Source organism: Thermaerobacter nagasakiensis, from assembly GCF_055396825.1.
The window spans coordinates 1,404,748-1,422,004 of record NZ_AP043740.1; the positions used below are offsets into that span (position 1 = coordinate 1,404,748).

A 17,257-nucleotide genomic window follows, 5' to 3' on the forward strand; every position below is an offset into this window, starting at 1 on the left:
AGCGGGCTGAAGACGGCGTGGCTACGGGGTCCGGAGCAGCCGCTGTACTACCGCCATGACCTCGTCGATGGCGGCGTCGCCGTCGCCGCTGCGCACGGCCTCCTGGACGCAGTGGTGGGTGTGCTGCTCGAGGAGCTGCAGGGCGACGGCGTCCAGGGCGGCCCGTACCGCCGCCACCTGGACCAGCACGTCCACGCAGTAGCGCTCCTCTTCCACCATGCGCTGCAGGCCGCGGACCTGGCCCTCGATGCGGCGGAGGCGGTCCAGCAGCTTCTTGCGGTCGGCGTAGGGCGTCATCCGGCGCTGCCGGTTCCCGCCCGCCTGCACCCCGCCCGCGCCGTCGTCGCCCCTTCCGGCGGCGTCCGTTCCACTCCCGCCGGCGGCACCGGTCGCGTTCCGTCCGGTGCCGCCGGTGCCGGGTTCGTCGGGACCGCGATCATCGCGGAGCCCGGCCTGCACCACGGGATGGCAATGTTCACGGATAGGATGACCGGCTGCCCCCGCGGGCTGCCGGCGTGCGTCTTCGGTCGCCACACTCTCGTTTCGGCCGGTCAAGTGGTTCCCTCCCGTTGGTTCCGCGGTGCGCCTTCGACGTGGACTCACGCGACGTTCGCCACGATCATACCCCCATGGGGTATATTGAGTCAACGGTGGGTGCGAACACCGGCCCAGGCCGGTGGCGATAGGTGGGTTTGACAGGGTAGGAGACCCTGGTCTACCATGAATGCAGAATACCCCTACGGGGTATGTTCCGCTTGGAGCCGCTCCGTCAGGGGAGTCGTCCCCTGGGGCTATCCTAAACGCCGGGGGCATCCGGTCGGGCCCTGCAGGGCCTGCCGGTCGCATGCAAGGAGGGGATCCCATGGCGACGCGGGTCTACCAGGTCAAGGGCATGTCCTGCGACCACTGCAAGTCCGCGGTCAAGAAGGCGATCTCCGGGATTGCGGGCGTGAAGGATGTGGAGGTCGACCTGGCCACCGGCCGTGTGACGGTGACCTACGAGGGCGACCTGGACGACACCCGGGTTCGGGAGGCCGTCGAGGACGCCGGCTACGAGGTGGCGTAACGCCTCAAGGCGCTTGGAACCAGAGCGCCGGAGTTGGTGCGCAGGCGCCCCTACGGGCGACCCGCCAGGCTTGGCGGTCCGATGTGGCCCGGCGGCGACCGGCATCCAGCATGGGTCATGCGGATGCCGGTGCCCCGGGCCGTTTTCTATCCCTTCGTCGATCCATTCGCCATCCGGTGGACGTTACAGGAGGCCGCGCACCCCGGGCCGAATCCTTGCCCTGATGACGACCCGATGGCGACGCGACCCGGTCGGGATCCTGCCCGAAGCGAAGCAGGCGGTGCCGGTGGACGTGGCGGCGTCGATCCAGGAGCGGTTCAAGTGCAGCAAGTGCGGCAACGACCAGGCACGGGTCAAGGAATTGGCCATGACCGGTACGGGGCTCAGCAAGCTCTTCGACATCCAGCACAACCACTACCCTTTTGTCTCGTGCCTCCACTGCGGCTACACCGAGGTGTACGACCCCCGCATCCTGGGCGGCAAGTGCGGCACCCTTTCGACGATCCTGGACGTCCTGTTCGGCGGGTGATGCGCCCGCCGCTCACCCGGCCGGCGGCGGGTTGCTCGAACGGCCCGCCGCGGCCGTCTCCCGGTAGAAGCGCTCCATGTCTTCCAGGGTCATGGGGCCGCGCCAGTGAATCCGCACGATCCCTTGCTCGTCGATCCAGAAGGTCTCCGGGTACCCCGTGACCCGATACTGGCGGTAAACGGTCTTGTCCCGGTCCAGCAGCACGGGGTAGGTGGCGCCGAACTCCGCCAGGAAGGCGCGCACGGTGTCCACGGGTTCCGCGACGTTGATGGCGTAGAAGGCCACCCGGTCGCCGTACTGCTGGTAGAAGGCCTTGAGGGCCGGCGTCTCTTCGCGGCACGGAATGCACCAGGAAGCCCAGAAGTTGAGGACCACCACCCGGCCGCGCAGGTCGGAGAGCCGCACTGGCGGGCCGTCCAGCTGGGGCAGGGTGAAGTCGGGCGCAGGCTTGCCCGGTGCCGGTGCCGAGGCCAGGATGTGCCCCATGGACCGGACCCCCACCAGGAAGGCGGCGGCCAGCACCAGGGCCACGGCCAGGGCGATGCGCCGCCGGCGCCGCCGGACGTCAGGCGGCACCGGGAAGGCATCCGAACCGGGTTCGCCCGTCCTCGACGCGGCCGGGGATGCCGCTGCGGCCGTCGTCCCTGTCTGGGGGATTCCGTCATCACGCTTGCTCATGCCGCCGGGCTCCCTCCCTCGCCCGCTGCGGGCCGGTTCTTCCCGTCGTCCCCGCCGTGAGCCGGCGCGTCCGGCCGCGCCGGCAGAGCCGGTTCGTCCGGCTGGGCGTACCACCGTCCGGTTCTTCCGGGTCCGTGGGCGGGGACGTGCCGATCCCACCGCTCCCGTCCCGTGCCCGTCCGGTCCCACCATGCCGGAACGGCCCGCCGGAAATCAATCCGGCGCCAGCAGGAACTCCAGGTCTTCCCGGGTCAGGTCCTTGCCCAGTTTGCCGTCGCCCGCCAGCAGGGCGCCGGCCAGCGCCCGCTTCTGCTCCTGGAGCTGCAGGATCTTCTCCTCCACCGTGCCCCGGGTGATCAGCTTGTAGCTGAACACCGGCCGGTCCTGGCCGATGCGGTGGGCACGGCCCGTGGCCTGTTCCTCCGCGGCCGGGTTCCACCACGGGTCGTAGTGGATCACGTAGGAGGCGGCGGTCAGGTTGAGGCCGGTGCCGCCGGCCTTGAGGCTGATGAGGAAGACCGGCACGTCGCCTTCCTGGAACCGCCGCACCCGCTCCTCGCGGTTGCGGACCCGCCCGTCCAGGCGCTCCCAGCCCAGCCCCAGCCGGTCCAGCTCCCGCTGCAGGATGTCCAGCATGCTGGTGAACTGGCTGAAGACCAGCACCTTGCCGCCGCCGCCGGCCACATGATGGACCAGCTCCCGGAAGGTTTCCAGCTTGGCGGAGCCCGCGTTGCGGCAGCCCGGAAGGTCCAGCAGCGCCGGGTGGCAGCAGGCCTGCCGGAGGCGCAGCAGGGCTTCCAGGATGGTCATGCGGCTGCGGGCGATGCCCGCCCGGTCGACCTCGGCCAGGACGCGGGCGCGGTAGGCGGCCAGCAGCTCGCGGTAGAGCTTTCGCTGGGCGGGCAGCATCTCGCAGTACTGCACCACCTCGGTGCGGGGCGGCAGGTCGCGGGCCACCTCGTCCTTGACCCGGCGCAGGATGAAGGGGAAGACCCGGCGCCGGAGCTCCGCCACCCGCGGGTCGGGGCGACCGTCCGCCGGGGCCGGCTCCGCGGCAGCCCCCGCGTACCGGCGCACGAAGGCCTCCTGCCGGCCCAGGTACCCCGGCATCAGGATCTCGAACAGGGCCCACAGGTCCAGGACGTGGTTCTCCACGGGCGTTCCGGTCAGGGCCAGCCGGTGGCGGGCGCGAAGCCGCCGCAGGGCCTGCCAGGTCTGGGTGTCCGGGTTCTTCACGTGCTGGGCCTCGTCGAGGATCAGGTAGTGGTAGTCGCGCGCTTCCAGGTGCGCGATGTCCCGCCAGATCAGGGGATAGGTGGTGATCAGCAGGTCGTATTCCCCGGCCTGGCGGAACAGGGGCGCCCGCCGCGGTCCCGTCAAGGCCAGCACCCGCAAGTCGGGCGCGAACCGCCGGGCTTCCTCGACCCAGTTGAAGACCAGCGAGGTGGGCACCACCACCAGGCTGGGTGCCGCGGCCCGGCCGGCCTCCTTCTCCGCCAAGAGCAGGGCCAGGACCTGGACGGTCTTGCCGAGCCCCATGTCGTCGGCCAGGATGCCGTGCAGGCCGTGGTCACGCAAAAAGCACAGCCAGTGGTAACCCCGGACCTGGTACGGCCGCAGCCGCGCCTTGAGATCCCGGGGCAGCGGCATCTCGGGGATGCCCTCGAAGCCGTCCAGCAGCCGGGCCAGGTGGCGGAAGCCCTCGTCCGCCTCGCGGCGGTCGGCGGCCTCCAGCAGGTGGGCGGCGACGCCGAATGCCCAGCGGCTGAGGCGCAGCGGTTCCTCCCCGGACGAACGCGGCTCGCCGCCCGCCCCCCGGCGCCGCCGGTGATGGCGGGCGTGCTCGGCCAGGACGCCCAGCCGCTGCAGCCACGCCTCGGGCAGGCGCGCCATGACCCCCGAATCCAGACGCACGTACCGGGAGTGCCGCTGCAGCGCGTCGAGCAGCGCCTCCCAACCGGCCGCGCCCTCCGGGGATGCGAAGGTCACGTCCAGATCCAGCCAGTCGATGCCGGTGGCGATCCGGACCTGGGATCGCAGGGGGCTGCGGCTCACCCGGAAGCGGACCAGCCGTTCCTGTCCCCGGACCTCCCAGCGCTGGGCCAGGCGAGGCAGCGTCTCGGCCAGGAAGTCGAGGGCCTGGTCGCCGAAGAGCAGGGCCCGGCCGTCGGGCCCGGGCGGGGCGTTGACGGCCGCCATGGCGGCGGCGAACTGGTCCCACGCCGCCCGCTCCAGGTCCGGGCGGCGGCGGTACCAGACCCGGACGCCTCCCGGCACCAGGGCCGGCTCGTCGTCGCCGGCGCGGATCGAGGGCTCGCCGTCGCCGTAGGCAAAGGCCAGTTCCACCACCAGGGCGCCTTCCTGCTCGGACAGCAGGATCACGGGGCGGGGCGCCCCGTCGCGGATCTGCTGCTGCAAGACGCCCGGCAGCTGGATCCGCGCCCGCCGCTGGAGCCGGGGCAGGTACCGGCCGATGAAGTCGGGCACCTCGGCGGCCGGGACGGTCACCGGCCGGGCGCCCACGGCCAGGTGGAGGGCCACGTCGCCAGCGGTGAGCACGGGCCGCAGGACCGGCCCCCATTGGACCCACAGGTAGCGCTCGCCCGGGATGCCGACGCTGCCGGCGGGCGGCGACCACGGCCGACCGTCGCCGGTGAACCAGCGGGTGGTGAGGGTCAGATCGTCCCCCGCAGGGACGGCGACGACCTCCACCCGGTAGGGCTCGTGCTCGATGCGCAACGGCTCGCGCCCGTCCCCGGCGAACACGAAGGGCAACCGGCCGAGGAGCTCCAGGCAGAGGTCGACCATCCCGGGCGGGATCTCGTAGAGGGGGTCGTAGGTGGCGGCCCCCGGCCGTCCCGGGTGGGGGACGGGATGCTCCAGCATCCGGAAGAGCAGGCGGTGCAGGGGCCCGGCCGGCGAGGGCAGCCACGGCGACAGGGGGTCGAAGTGCAGCGGCCGCTCCTTGCCAAGCCCCTGCTTGCCCCAGCGGGCGCGGTGGATGGCGATCCGCAGGCCGTCGGGGTAGAAATAGAGGCGGACCACCACCTGGTCGGTCCCGGGCTGCGGCCCGGCACCGGGGTGGCCGTCACGGCCGGACTGCGGGCCGCGGCCGGCCGGAGCATCCGACCCCGCCCGCTCGAGCCACCGGTCCACCTCGGCACGCCACCCGGCGGAACCGGGCCGGCCGGCCGGCGCCGAGCCCGCTGGCGGTGCCGATGCCGGCGGTCCAGGCGGGGGAGACGATGCGGGCGCAGGCGCCGATCCGCCAGAGGGTACGGCTCGGTCCGGTCCGCCGGGGGCCGGGACCCGGTCCGGTCCGCTGGAGGCCACGGCTCGGGCCGGCCCGCCCGCAGCCATGGCACGTTCCAGGCCGCCTGCCGGTTCCCCAGGCCGGGCCCCAGCCGGCGGGGGCGTCCCGTCACCCGCCGTGGCGGCGGTGGGCCCGGTGGTCCCGGGGTCGTCCGGCAGGTCTTCCCCTGCCTCGAACCGGTCCATGAAACGGAGGATGGCCGCCACCACGTGCTTGCAGGGCCACCCCTCATACGGGCACGAGCAGGTCGCCTGCCAGCAGTCGGAGGTGGGGTCCCACCAGACGGCGACCCGGTACGGCTCGCGGGCGGTTCCTTCGACCTGCGCCCGGAGCGCCGGCCCCGGCCCCCAGGCCAGGTCCAGCACGCGCCCGTCGTCGGCGTAGTCGCGACCCCGCCAGAAGATCCGCTCGGGTGCGGCCTCGAGGACCTCCCCCAGCGACTCGAGGACTTCGTCGAAGGAAGGGTTGCGCGTCACCGGCTCTCGCCGCAGGGGATGCTCACCTCTCCTCGATCCGGTTTCTCTGGGATGTGGTGGCGGTTCCGCTGGCTCGTCCTCCGCCCCGCCCGGCCCGGCCCTGCGCCGGGGAGGCCGCCAGGGCGGTCGTCAGCCGATCACCCCGGCCTCCCGCAGCCGCCGGCGCTCCTCGGCCGGCAGGCCGAGTTCCTCCAGCACCTGGTCGGTGTGCTGGCCGAGCAGGGGCGGGGGTGCGTAGATGGCGCCCGGGGTGGCCGAGAGCTTGACCGGGATGCCCGTCACCCGGATGACCCCGGCCCGGGGGTGCTCCAGGGAGACGATCATCTGCCGGTGCTGCACGTGGGGGTCCTGGGCCAGGTCGGCGATGCTGAGGATGGGACCCGCCGGTACCCCGGCCCGGTCCAGGCGCTCGAGCCACTGGGCGGTGGTCCGGCTGCGCATCAGGGCCTCGAGCTCCGGCAGCAGCTGGTCCCGGTGCTCCACGCGCCCGGCGTTGGTGGCGTAGCGCGGGTCGGCGGCCAGGTCGGGCCGTTCCGCCGCCTCGCAGAAGCGCCGCCAGAGGCTGTCGTTGCCCACCGCCACGATCAGGTGCCCGTCGGCGGTCTCGAAGGCCTGGTAAGGGACCAGGTTGGGGTGGGCCGAGCCGTACCGGCGCGGCACCTGGCCCGTGGCGAAATAGTTGCCCGCCACGTAGGTCAGCCAGGCGATCTGGCCTTCCAGCAGGGAGACGTCCACCACCTGGCCCCGGCCCGACTGCTCCCGCTCCCACAGGGCGGCCAGGATGCCGAAGGCGGCCCACATGCCGGCGCCGATGTCGGCGATGGCCACGCCGGCCCGCACCGGCGGCCGGTCGGGCTCGCCGGTGACGTGCATGATGCCGCCCATGGCCTGGGCGATGGCGTCATAGCCGGGCTTGTCCCGGTAGGGCCCGTCCTGGCCGAAGCCCGAGATGGAGGCGTAGACCAGTCGCGGGTTCTCCCGCAGCAGGTCGTCGGGCCCGATGCCCAGCTTGGCGGCGGTGCCCGGGCGGAAGTTCTCCACCACCACGTCGCACTGCCGCGCCATGCGCCGGACCAGGTCGCGGCCCTCGGGCGCCTTGAGGTCGACCACCACGCTGCGCTTGTTGCGGTTGACCGACAGGAAGTAGGCCGCCTCCCCGTTGACGAAGGGCGGTCCCCAGGCCCGGGTGTCGTCGCCCGTCTCGGGCCGCTCGATCTTGATCACGTCGGCGCCGAAGTCGGCCAGCATCATGGTGCAGTACGGCCCGCTGAGCACCCGCGACAGGTCCAGCACGCGGATGCCCTGCAGGGGTCCCTGACGGCCCTTCACCTCGGCTTCCTCCTCCCCGCATGCAACGCGGACCGGCGCGTCGCCGGCGCGGCCCTCCGCTCAGGGCAGGGCCCGGGTGGAACGCTGGCGGGCGCCGGCCACGGACCTGCATCGCCGCCGTGCCTGCATTCAGCGCGCCCCGGGGCCGCGTTCGTCCCCGGAGTCCGTTCCCTTGTCACCTTTGACGGTCACCTTTGACGGAGTCGCGGCCCGTGCCGCCGGCCGGACCGTGGCCGCCTGGGCTGCCGCGGCCCTTGCCGTCGCCATCCGTGCCGCCGCCTGCGTCCTCGGCACCCGTGCCGCCGCCTGCTTCCTCGGCACCTGTGCCGGCGCGTGCGCCCTCGCCACCCGGCCGGCCGGGATCCGCACCCGGGGGCTTGCCCCGCTCCCGGGCGCCCCGCCGCGCCTCCTCCCAGAGCTGCTGGAGCTGGCGCAGGTCCTCCAGCCCCAGCCAGTCGACTCCGGCCAGCGCCTCCACGTGGTGCCGGAGCTCGTGGAGGATCGTCTCCTCCAGCTCGTCGTACCAGACGGCGGGCGGCTCGTCGGCCATGACCCGCTCGAAGGAACCGTAGTAGATCCGGATGAACCGGCCCAGGTAGGGCTCGGTGATGTACTCCCCGAGCAGGTAGACCCCGGGCGGGTCCGACGGGTTGCGCCGCGCCTCGGGGTCGACCTGCACCCCGCCTTCCAGATCCTCCAGCAGGCGGGGAGGCAGGTCGTCGACGATTTCCTCCGCCCAGGCCGTGAACGTCTCGAAGTCCACGGGGACGAACCGGTACCGCCGCAGGCGGCGCCGCCGCCGGCCCCGCCGCCTGCCGGGATCCCCGCTCCCGGCGTTCATCCCCATCACCCCTTCCGGGTGAGCTCCTCCACGGCGGCCAGCAGCCGGTCGATCTCCTCCGCGGTGTTGTAAGGTGCCAGGCCCACCCGCACCAGGCCGCCCGACTCCTTGAGGCCCAGGCGCTCGATCAGGGTCACCGCGTAGAAGTCGCCGTCCCAGACGAACAGGCCGCGCTCGGCCAGGTGGCGCGCCACGTCCGCGGGGTGGCGGCCCGCCACCGTGAAGGACACCGTGGGCGTGCGGGGATGACCCTCGGGCGGGCCGTACACCCGCACCCCGGGCAGGCTCGCCAGCCCCTCCCGCAGCCGCGCCGCCAGGGGCGCCTCGTGGGCCTCGATGGCGTGCATGCCGGCCAGGATCTCGGCCCGGCGGCCGGTGGCCTCGCCCAGCACCGGCCGGAAGGTGTCCAGGTAGCGGCGGCCCAGGCGGGCGATGAAGTCGATGGCCGCGACCACCCCGGCCAGCCCCTCGTGGTTCAGGGTCCCCGTCTCGATCTTCTCCGGCGCCGAGGGCGACTGGGGCCGCACCCGGTAGGTGGCCAGCGCCTCGAAGGCCGCCCGGCGCCCGTAGAGCACGCCCACGTGGGGGCCGAAGAACTTGTAGGCCGAGCAGAGCAGGAAGTCGCAGCCGACGGCCCGGACGTCGACGGGCCCGTGGGGCGCGTAGTGGACGGCGTCGACCACCGCCAGGGCGCCGGCATCGTGGGCCATGCGCACGGCCCGGGCCACGTCGTTGATGGTGCCCACCGCGTTGGAGGCCCAGCCGATGGCCACCACCCGGGTGCGGCGCCCCAGCAGGCCTGCCAGCTGATCCAGGTCCAGGGTGCAGGTCTCCGGGTCCACGGGCAGCCAGCGGATGACGGCCCCCTGTTCCTCCAGGGCCAGCCAGGGGCTGACGTTGGCGTCGTGGTCCAGCTCGGTCACCACGATCTCGTCGCCCGGGCGCAGGGTGCGGCCGATGGCCCGCGCCAGGTTGAAGTTGAGGGTGGTCATGTTGGCACCGAAGGCGATCTCGGCGGGCGTAGCCCCCAGGAAGTCGGCCAGGGCAGCCCGGGCCTCGGCGATGGTTTCGTCGGTGGCCCGGCTGGTCAGGAAGGCGCCGTGGGTGTTGGCGTTCTTCTTGACCAGGTAGGCGGCCATGGCCTCGATCACCGCCTGGGGGACCTGGGTCCCGCCGGGCCCGTCCAGGAAGGCGGCAGGATGGCCGTTGACGGTCAGCTCCAGGGCGGGGAACTCCGCCCGGCACCAGGAGAGGTCGATGGCCCCCGCCGCGGCCGCGGCAGGGGCCGGAATCTGCTTGTCCACGGGCATGACCCTCCAGACGACGCGACCCGAAAGTCGAAGGCGCGCGAAGATTCCTTGAACGGCTGTCCTTTGTGATTGCTTAGGGGCGGGCGGCCCGGTTCCTGCCGAACCCGGCGCTGGCCGGGGCTGCGGGCCTGGTGGGGCGCCCGGCCCGCTCCTGTCCGCACCCGCGCTATCGCGCCGCCACCCGCTAGCCCTCGCCGGCCGTGTTGAAGCCCTGCCCCATCTCAAAGTCGGTATAGCCGCTGAACCGGCTGGCGCGGAGGGCTTCGGTGCCTTCCAGCGGGCGGCCGCCCAGCGCCGGTTCTTCCCCCAGGACGAACCGGGCGACCAGCTCCCCCACCGCCGGTGCTCGCATCACGCCGAAGCCGTTGAAACCCACCGCCAGGTGCAGGCCTTCAACGCCTCCGTAGGGACCCAGCAGCGGGCGCCGGTCCGGGGTGGCGTCGCACAGGTGAGCCCAGCCGTGAACCAGCTCGGCGCCCCGGGCCGCCGGCAGCCGGTGCTCGAGCCGTGCCCGGCAGGCTGCGATGAACTCGGGGTCGGGCTCGCGGCGGAAGGCGGCAGGGTCCTGTTCCACCAGCTGGGTGCCGTCGCCCACGGCCAGGAAGCCCTCCCGGGGCAGCCAGTAATACTCGCCCGTGACGTCGTGCAGGGGCGGCACGGTGGAGGGGTCAAGACCGGCGGGCAGCGCCCAGAAGGACAGCTGGGTGCGATAGGGCTTGATGGGCGCGTCCAGTCCCGCCGTCTGCAGCAGCCGGCGGGTCCAGACGCCCGTGGCCACCACCACCGCATCGGCCGCCACGGGGCCCTGGGGGGTGCGGACCCCGGCCACCGCCGGGCCGCCGGCACCGTGCCCCAGCCCCAGCTCCAGGGCGGGCGTTTCCTCCAGGATGGCCACCTCCCGCTGGCGCAGCCGCCGGGCCAGGGTGCGGGCCACCTCGCCTGGCAGCAAGGTGCCGTCTCCGGGGACGAACCAGGCCGCCTCCACGTCCGCCCAGTTCCAGGCGGGCACCGCCGTCGCACCTTCGGCGGGGGTCAGGTCGTGGACGGCGATGCCGGCTTCCCGCACCATGGCAGCCCGCGCGGCCAGCTGGCGGGCGACCTGTTCGGCCCTGTGCTCCCGGCCTGCCTCGTCCATGGGCTCCTGGTCTGGCGCACCACCCTGGTTCGCCTGGCCGCCGGTGGCCCCCGGCTGCGGCACGGCCCGCGACACCACCACGTACGAGCCCGTCACCCGGAAAAAGGTGCCGCCCAGTTCCGCCTGCTGGGCCGCGTACAGCTCCGCGCTGCGCCGGACCAGGTGGGCGTCCAGCGGGTTCCACGTGAAGTGGGAGAGGAACCCCGCCCCGTGGGAGGTGGCGCCGCCCCCCACAGTCCCTTGCTCGATGACGGCGATCCGCCGGATCCCCGTCTCGCGCAGGTGCCAGGCGGCCTGCAGGCCGGTGATGCCGCCGCCCACGATGACGACCTCGACCTGCAAAGGACATGCCTCCTTTCGCCGGCCGGCCCGGCGGGGCCACCCTGGGGCCCCTCCGCGCCAGGATCGATGGGCACGTCCGGGCCGGTCCCGTGGGCGCCTCCGGGCCGGTGTCGATCGCTGTCGTAACCCGTCAGCGATTCGCCGCGGGTGCGCCGTTCCCTCTGGAAACCACCGGGCCCCGCAACGAAAAACGACAGAAATTCGCCGCTGTCCACAAGGAGTTGACGAGCCGGCCCCGAATCTTTATTTTCAAACGTGTTGCTTGTATTTTTATGCGTTTCCGGCAGGAAGGGTGGGAGAACGTGTTGGCAATCTTCGGTCGTAGGGGGCGCATGGCCCGGCTGTGGGCCGCCCTGGCCCTGGTGGCCGCCCTGGTGATCGTCGCCGGATGCGGTGGATCCGGCCAGCCGGCCGCGGGGGACTCGGGCAGCAGCTCCGGTACCAGCAGCGGCACGGGCACCGGCGCCGGGAGCGAAAGTGGCGAGAAGTCGCTGCTGGATGAGATCAAGGAGCGCGGGTACATGACCTTCGCCACCGACGGCGCGTACCCGCCCATGGAGTTCCCCGACCCGGAGAACCCCAGCGAGCTGATCGGGTTCGACATCGATCTGGGGAAGGCCATCGCCGAGAAGCTGGGCGTGGAGCACCGGGCGGTGGTGGTGGACTGGGACGGCATCCTGGCAGGTCTGGAGTCCGGCCGCTACGACGTGGTGATGAGCTCCATGAACATCACCGAGGAGCGGCAGAAGAGCGCCGACTTCGTCCAGTACTTCGAAATGGGCCAGATGATCGTCGTGGCGAAGGGGAACCCCAAGGGCATCCACTCGCTGGATGACCTGAAGGGCAAGGTCATCGCCGTCCAGATCGGCACCACCAACGAAGAGATTGCCCGGGGGATCGAGGGCGCGACGGTGAAGACCTTCCAGACCTTCCCCGACGCCTTGAAGGAGGTCCACGTGGGGCGGGCTGACGCCACCATCCTGGACGAGCCGGTGGCCCGTTACTACGCCAACATCGAGGGTGACAAGTACGAGTTCGTGGGCGAACCGTTTGAGCGGGCGCCGGTGGGGATCGCCGTGGCAAAGGGCCACGAGGACCTGGTGCAGGCGATCCAGAAGGCCCTGGACGAGTTGAAGCAGGACGGGACCTACGACCAGATCTACGCCAAGTGGTTCGGTGGGCAGTGAGCGGCCGCCCGGCGGGCCGCAGGTGGGCCGGCCCGCCTGCGCCACCACGATCAGCACACAACGCCGGGTGAGATGAGAGTCCGGAGCACGAGCCACGCCGGCGCGCGGCAACCGCAGCGCCGGCGTGCGGTTTCCGGAGCCGCGTGCGGGGCCGGGCGGGCTCTCGACCCCGGGGGATGGGAGGACGGCGACAGAAGATGCCGCAAGAAGGCCTGGTGGATCTGGGCTTGTGGGGTGCGTTGCACCGGGTAACACCGATTTACCTGGCCGGTGCCTGGTTGACGTTGAAGCTGACGGTGGTCTCGATCGCCCTCGGCCTGGCCATCGGCTTGCTGGTGGCCCTCATGAAACTCTCTCGCTTCGGGGTGTTGCGGACCATCGGCTCCGCCTACACGTGGATCATTCGCGGGACGCCCCTGCTGGTCCAGATCTACCTCATCTACTTTGGCTTGTCGGACTACGGGATCGTTCTGGAAGCCTTCCCCGCGGGAGTGGCCGCGCTGTCCATCAACTCGGGAGCCTACCTGGCGGAGATTATCCGGGCGGGCATCGAGTCCATCCCGCGGGGCCAGATGGAAGCCGCCCGGTCCCTGGGGATGAGCTATGGCCAGGCCATGCGCCGGGTCATCCTGCCGCAGGCGTACCGCCGCATGATCCCGCCCATGGTGAACGAGTTCGTCATCCTGCTCAAGGACTCGTCCCTGGTGTCCGTCATTGGGCTGCAAGAGATCATGCTCAACTCGCGGCAGTTTGCCTCTGCCACGCTGAAGTCGGTATGGTTCTTCGGTTATGCCGCGTTCTACTACCTGGTGATGACGACGCTTTTCACCACCCTGGGGTCGTGGCTGGAAAGGAAGTTGAAGGAGTATGAGTGAGGCGCCCATGATCGAATTCCGTGGCGTCAACAAGTGGTTCGGCGACCTGCACGTGCTCAAGGACATCAACCTGACCATCGGCCGCGGCGAGGTCGTGGTCGTCGCCGGTCCCAGCGGCAGCGGCAAGTCCACCCTCCTGCGCACCATCAACTACCTGGAGCCGGTGCAGGAAGGGGAGATCCTGGTCGACGGCGAGCCTATCGGGCGGCGCCGCCAGGGCAACCGCTGGGTGGAAGACTCCCCGGCCGAGATCAACCGCAAGCGCCAGGAGATCGGCATGGTATTCCAGCAGTTCAACCTGTTCCCCCACATGACGGCCCTCGAGAACGTCATGGAGGGGCTGGTGACCGTGCGCCGCATGCCCCGCCAGGAGGCGGAGCGCATCGCGCGGGAGACGCTGGCCCGGGTGGGGCTGGCGGACCGGATGCACCACCGCCCGTCCAAACTTTCCGGCGGCCAGCAGCAGCGGGTGGCCATCGCCCGGGCCCTGGCCATGCGGCCCAAGGTCATCCTCTTCGACGAGCCCACCTCCGCCCTGGATCCCGAGCTGACGGGCGAGGTGCTGAACGTGATGCTCGACGTGGCCCGGCAGGGGTATACCATGGTGGTGGTCACCCACGAGATGGGCTTTGCCCGGGAGGTGGCCCACCGCATCGTGTTCATGGACGACGGGCGCGTGCTGCTGGACGTGCCGCCGGAGCAGTTCTTCCGCGATCCCGGCCACCCGCGGGCCCGGGATTTCCTGGGCCGGGTCCTCTGGCACGCCCAGGCTTGATCCGCCCCCGACCGGTGCCGTGCCGGGCCATTGCCGTTCAGGAAGGAGTGCCAGCCGTGGCAGGCGAGGGTGAGGTGCGCGACAACGCAGGCGGTGCCGGGCATGGGCCTCAGGCCGGCGAGGATGCTGCCGGCGAGGCCCATTTCGTTGCCGAGCTCGACCGCTGGCTGGGCGAGCACCGCCAGGCCATGATCGAGGCCGTCCAGGCCCTCTGCCGCATCCGCAGCGTGCAGGACGAACCGGCCCCCGGCCAGCCCTTCGGGCCCGGGGTGGCCGAAGCGCTGGAGTGGATCCGCCGGCATGCCGAGGCCATGGGCTTCCGAACCCGGAACATCGACGGCTATGCCGTCGATGCCGAGATCGGCGAGGGGGAGGAGTGGATCGCCGTCCTCGGCCACGTGGACGTGGTGCCCGAAGGCACGGGCTGGACCTACCCGCCGTACGGGGCGGAGATCCACGACGGCCGCATCTACGCCCGTGGCGTCGTCGACGACAAGGGCCCCACGGTGGCGGCTCTCTATGCGCTGAAGGCCGTGGCCGATCTGGCCCTGGCCAGAGGCCGCCGGCCTGCCCGCCGCGCCCGCCTGGTGGTGGGTGGCAACGAAGAGTCGGGTTTCGAGTGCGTCAAGTACTACTTCGCCCGCGAGCCCCAGCCCGCCCTGGGCTTCAGCCCCGACGCTATGTTCCCGCTGGTCAACGCGGAGAAGGGGATCTGGACCTTCCGCCTCAGCCTGGAGCTGCCCGGTGAGGCCCAGGCCGCGGGCGCCGGCTGGCGCGCCCGCCTGCTCCGCCTGGAGGGCGGTACCCGGGTCAACGTGGTACCCGAACATGCCACAGCGGAACTGGTCGTCGAGGGTCCCGGGGCCCCCTCCCTGGACGAACTGGCCCGCCGCCTCCAGGACGGCGGCGGGCCGGGGCGGGCCCGCATCACGGCCCGGGTGGAGGGGGAACGGCTGGTGGTCGAGGCCCGCGGCGCCGCGGCCCATGCGATGCACCCGGAGAAGGGCATCAACGCCGTAGCCGGTCTGCTGAACGCCCTGGTGCGGGCGCTGGGCCCCGCCCTGCCGCGCTCGTCCGACCTGGCGTTCCTGGCCGGGGCGGGGGTGCGGACCGACGGCTCGGGCTTTGGGATCGCCGTGGCGGACCCGGTGTCGGGGCCGCTCACCGTCAACCTGGGCCTGATCCGGCTGGTGGGGGACGATCCGGCGCCAGGGGCGGCGCGCCTGCCCGGTGATCCGCCGGGGGAGGCGGCGCCCCAGGCCTCCCGGGGTGCCGTGCGGGCCGGGACGGCGGCTGCCATCCTCTACGCCGACTGCAACGTGCGCTACCCGGTCACGGCTTTGGCCCAGGAATTGGCCCGGCGCGTCGTGGCCGCCCTGGCGGGAACCGGCTGGCGGTTCGAATCCCGGGAGGACATGCCGCCCCACCACGTGCCCGAGGACAGCGAGATCGTGCGCCAGCTGCTGGCCGTCTACCGGGAGGAGGCGGGGGATGCCGCGGCCCGGCCCCTGGCCATCGGCGGCGGGACCTACGCCCGGGTGCTCAGGAACGGCGTGGCCTTCGGTCCGCTGTTCCCCGGGCAGCGGGAGCTGGCCCACGAGCCCGACGAGTACTGGAGCATCGACGACCTGGTGCGCTGCGTCCGGATCTACGCCCGGGCCCTGTACCGCCTGATGTTTGCATCCCGCTGACGCCGGCCCCGGGGCCGGGTTCGTCCCGGTCCCGGGCCTTGTGTGCCCAGGTCGCGAACCGGGTTCGTCCGGAGCGCGAGAGGGCCGCAAGGTCCGGCCGGGGAGCGGCGTGACCGGGAGCAACTGGAGCGAACCGGGTTCGTCCGGAGTGCGAGCAGGCCGCAAGAGGTTGGGGGGTAGAGGCTGTCAGAGCTGGCGACCGGTACCGGCAACTGGTGGCGTCCGCCTCGTTGGATTGCCGGCCGCCTGCGGCGGGTGGCGAGCGTGGCTGCGCCGGGTGGGCCGCCTCGGGCGGCTTACCCGGCGCTTTTGTTCACATTCGCTGATTTGGACAATGCACGACAATTCGCGCCAACATTCGGCAGGAAGTTGACCCATCCCTTGGAATTCTTTCCTGGTGCGTCATATCGCACAGGGGGAGATTTTACCGTTTTTCGGGGGAGTTCCTGGGGGTGGGGGAACCCGATGCCGATGAACCGTGCCCAGCTCCACCGGCTGGTGCACATCGTCGACGAGCTGCGGGCGAAACGCTATCCCAATGCCCGTACCCTGGCGGAGAAACTGGAGGTGACCTCCCGGACCATCCACCGCGACCTGGACGTGCTCCGCGACGACTGGCACGCTCCGCTGGAGTTCGACCGCCGCCGCAACGGCTATTACCTGGCGGACCCGGGGTGGCAGCCGCCGGTGGGCGCGGGGCTGGCCCGGCTGGGCGCCGGTGAGGCCCTGGCGCTGGTTTTGGGCCTGCAGGCCCTGGAGGCGGTGCGGGCCCACGGGCTGGAAGACGCCTTCCGGGCGCTTTTGCAACGGCTGCCCGAATTGCTGCCGGACCAGGTGACGGTCGACCTGGCGTCCCTGGCCCACCAGGTGTCCTTCTTCTTCGAGCCGGCCCGCGGCGACCCGGCAGCCGTGGGCGAGCGGCTGGGAGCCCTGCGGGCCGCCATCGAGGCGTGCCGGGTGGTCCGGCTGCGGTATTACACCGCCTCCCGGGACCAGGAGACCACGCGCCTGGTCGAACCGTACCACCTGCGGTACTACGACGGTGCCTGGTACGTGGCGGGGTTCTGCCGCTGGCGCCAGGACGTGCGGACCTTTGCCGTCGACCGGATCCGGGAGATCCAGGTGCTGGCGGAAACCTTCCCTCCTCCGACCCCCGATCGCTTTTCCCCCGATGTCTACTTCGGCGAGGCCTGGCGCCTGCAGAGGGGCGCCGAGCGTCAGAAGGTGGTGGTGCGGTTCCATCCGCCCCAGGCCCGTTACGTCCGGGGCCGGACCTGGCATCCCAGCCAGGAGTCCCGGGAAGAGCCGGACGGATCGCTGGTGCTATCCTTCCGGGTGCTCGGAACGGAAGAGATCATGCGCTGGCTCTTGCAGTTTGGGGCTGGGGTCGAGGTGTTGGAACCCGCCTCCCTGCGGGAGGCCATGGTTGCGGAAGCCGAGGCCATGGTGCGCCTCTACCGGTGAGCGCAGCCCGGAGCGCTCTACCGGTGAGCGCAGCCCGGAGCGGCGGGATGGCGGCGGGGTAGCGGAGGGCCCGAAAACAGGTCCAGTCCAGGGCGCGGGTGGGGATGACACGTTTTGTCAGCCCGGGTCCCGTACCTTTGAAGACACCCGGATACCCGGGGGGAGATGGCGCAAGGGCTTGACGTGCGGGCGGGGAAGGGGGTGGCGGGCAGCGGTTTGGTACCGAGCCCGGCCGGACCAACGGGG

At 71.9% G+C, this 17,257-nt stretch carries 14 protein-coding genes; 7 read left to right on the plus strand and 7 right to left on the minus strand.

What is annotated here, in order from left to right; all coding sequences use genetic code 11:
* Window positions 1–21: 21 nt before the first annotated feature.
* Window positions 22–555: a metal-sensitive transcriptional regulator gene (locus ACZ5T9_RS06000; RefSeq protein WP_464832202.1), complete on the minus strand. Its 534-nt coding sequence runs from the start codon at window positions 553–555 to the stop codon at window positions 22–24.
* 307 nt (window positions 556–862) lie between these two features.
* Between ACZ5T9_RS06000 and ACZ5T9_RS06005 the strand changes: the two genes are divergently transcribed.
* Entirely contained in the window at window positions 863–1,066 is a 204-nt protein-coding gene (locus ACZ5T9_RS06005) for a heavy-metal-associated domain-containing protein (RefSeq protein WP_006903539.1), read from the plus strand.
* A gap of 223 nt (window positions 1,067–1,289) precedes the next feature.
* Entirely contained in the window at window positions 1,290–1,595 is a 306-nt protein-coding gene (locus ACZ5T9_RS06010) for a zinc ribbon domain-containing protein (protein ID WP_464832203.1), read from the plus strand.
* A gap of 12 nt (window positions 1,596–1,607) precedes the next feature.
* Here ACZ5T9_RS06010 and ACZ5T9_RS06015 read toward each other — a convergent pair whose 3' ends face one another.
* The 6 genes from ACZ5T9_RS06015 to ACZ5T9_RS06040 form a co-directional block, all read right to left on the minus strand.
* Window positions 1,608–2,171 carry a TlpA family protein disulfide reductase gene (locus ACZ5T9_RS06015; protein ID WP_464832204.1) on the minus strand — a complete coding sequence of 188 codons (564 nt, stop codon included), beginning with the start codon at window positions 2,169–2,171 and terminating at the stop codon, window positions 1,608–1,610.
* Window positions 2,172–2,486: 315 nt separating this feature from the next.
* Window positions 2,487–6,062, minus strand: a complete 3,576-nt coding sequence (locus ACZ5T9_RS06020) for a DEAD/DEAH box helicase (protein WP_464832205.1) — start codon at window positions 6,060–6,062, stop codon at window positions 2,487–2,489.
* A gap of 129 nt (window positions 6,063–6,191) precedes the next feature.
* Entirely contained in the window at window positions 6,192–7,391 is a 1,200-nt protein-coding gene (locus ACZ5T9_RS06025; protein ID WP_464832206.1) for a CaiB/BaiF CoA transferase family protein, read from the minus strand.
* Between the two features lie 175 nt (window positions 7,392–7,566).
* On the minus strand, window positions 7,567–8,232 hold the full coding sequence (locus ACZ5T9_RS06030) for a metallopeptidase family protein (RefSeq protein ID WP_460039662.1): 666 nt from the start codon (window positions 8,230–8,232) through the stop codon (window positions 7,567–7,569).
* Window positions 8,233–8,237: 5 nt separating this feature from the next.
* Window positions 8,238–9,536, minus strand: a complete 1,299-nt coding sequence (locus tag ACZ5T9_RS06035; RefSeq protein ID WP_464832207.1) for a cysteine desulfurase-like protein — start codon at window positions 9,534–9,536, stop codon at window positions 8,238–8,240.
* A gap of 190 nt (window positions 9,537–9,726) precedes the next feature.
* Window positions 9,727–11,019 (minus strand): NAD(P)/FAD-dependent oxidoreductase, encoded by a 1,293-nt coding sequence (locus ACZ5T9_RS06040; RefSeq protein WP_464832208.1) that lies wholly within the window; start codon window positions 11,017–11,019, stop codon window positions 9,727–9,729.
* Window positions 11,020–11,321: 302 nt separating this feature from the next.
* On the opposite strand from ACZ5T9_RS06040, the gene ACZ5T9_RS06045 reads away from it, so the two are divergent.
* The 5 genes from ACZ5T9_RS06045 (at window position 11,322) to ACZ5T9_RS06065 (ending at window position 17,011) form a co-directional block, all read left to right on the plus strand.
* Window positions 11,322–12,206, plus strand: coding sequence for a basic amino acid ABC transporter substrate-binding protein (locus ACZ5T9_RS06045; protein WP_464832209.1), 885 nt, complete (start codon window positions 11,322–11,324; stop codon window positions 12,204–12,206).
* A 197-nt stretch (window positions 12,207–12,403) separates the two neighbouring features.
* Window positions 12,404–13,081, plus strand: coding sequence for an amino acid ABC transporter permease (locus ACZ5T9_RS06050; protein ID WP_464832210.1), 678 nt, complete (start codon window positions 12,404–12,406; stop codon window positions 13,079–13,081).
* Between the two features lie 7 nt (window positions 13,082–13,088).
* Window positions 13,089–13,856 carry an amino acid ABC transporter ATP-binding protein gene (locus ACZ5T9_RS06055; protein WP_464832211.1) on the plus strand — a complete coding sequence of 256 codons (768 nt, stop codon included), beginning with the start codon at window positions 13,089–13,091 and terminating at the stop codon, window positions 13,854–13,856.
* Window positions 13,857–13,912: 56 nt separating this feature from the next.
* Window positions 13,913–15,547 carry a Sapep family Mn(2+)-dependent dipeptidase gene (locus ACZ5T9_RS06060; RefSeq protein WP_464832212.1) on the plus strand — a complete coding sequence of 545 codons (1,635 nt, stop codon included), beginning with the start codon at window positions 13,913–13,915 and terminating at the stop codon, window positions 15,545–15,547.
* 465 nt (window positions 15,548–16,012) lie between these two features.
* Window positions 16,013–17,011 (plus strand): helix-turn-helix transcriptional regulator, encoded by a 999-nt coding sequence (locus ACZ5T9_RS06065; RefSeq protein ID WP_464832213.1) that lies wholly within the window; start codon window positions 16,013–16,015, stop codon window positions 17,009–17,011.
* Window positions 17,012–17,257 lie beyond the last annotated feature (246 nt).

Bases quoted from the DNA above. Each gene is read 5' to 3' on its own strand.
- ACZ5T9_RS06055 (WP_464832211.1), top strand. From the start codon at position 13,089: ATGATCGAATTCCGTGGCGTCAACAAGTGGTTCGGCGACCTGCACGTG.
- ACZ5T9_RS06010 (WP_464832203.1), top strand. From the start codon at position 1,290: ATGACGACCCGATGGCGACGCGACCCGGTCGGGATCCTGCCCGAAGCG.
- ACZ5T9_RS06005 (WP_006903539.1), top strand. From the start codon at position 863: ATGGCGACGCGGGTCTACCAGGTCAAGGGCATGTCCTGCGACCACTGC.
- ACZ5T9_RS06050 (WP_464832210.1), top strand. From the start codon at position 12,404: ATGCCGCAAGAAGGCCTGGTGGATCTGGGCTTGTGGGGTGCGTTGCAC.
- ACZ5T9_RS06065 (WP_464832213.1), top strand. From the start codon at position 16,013: ATGCCGATGAACCGTGCCCAGCTCCACCGGCTGGTGCACATCGTCGAC.
- ACZ5T9_RS06030 (WP_460039662.1), bottom strand. From the start codon at position 8,232: ATGAACGCCGGGAGCGGGGATCCCGGCAGGCGGCGGGGCCGGCGGCGG.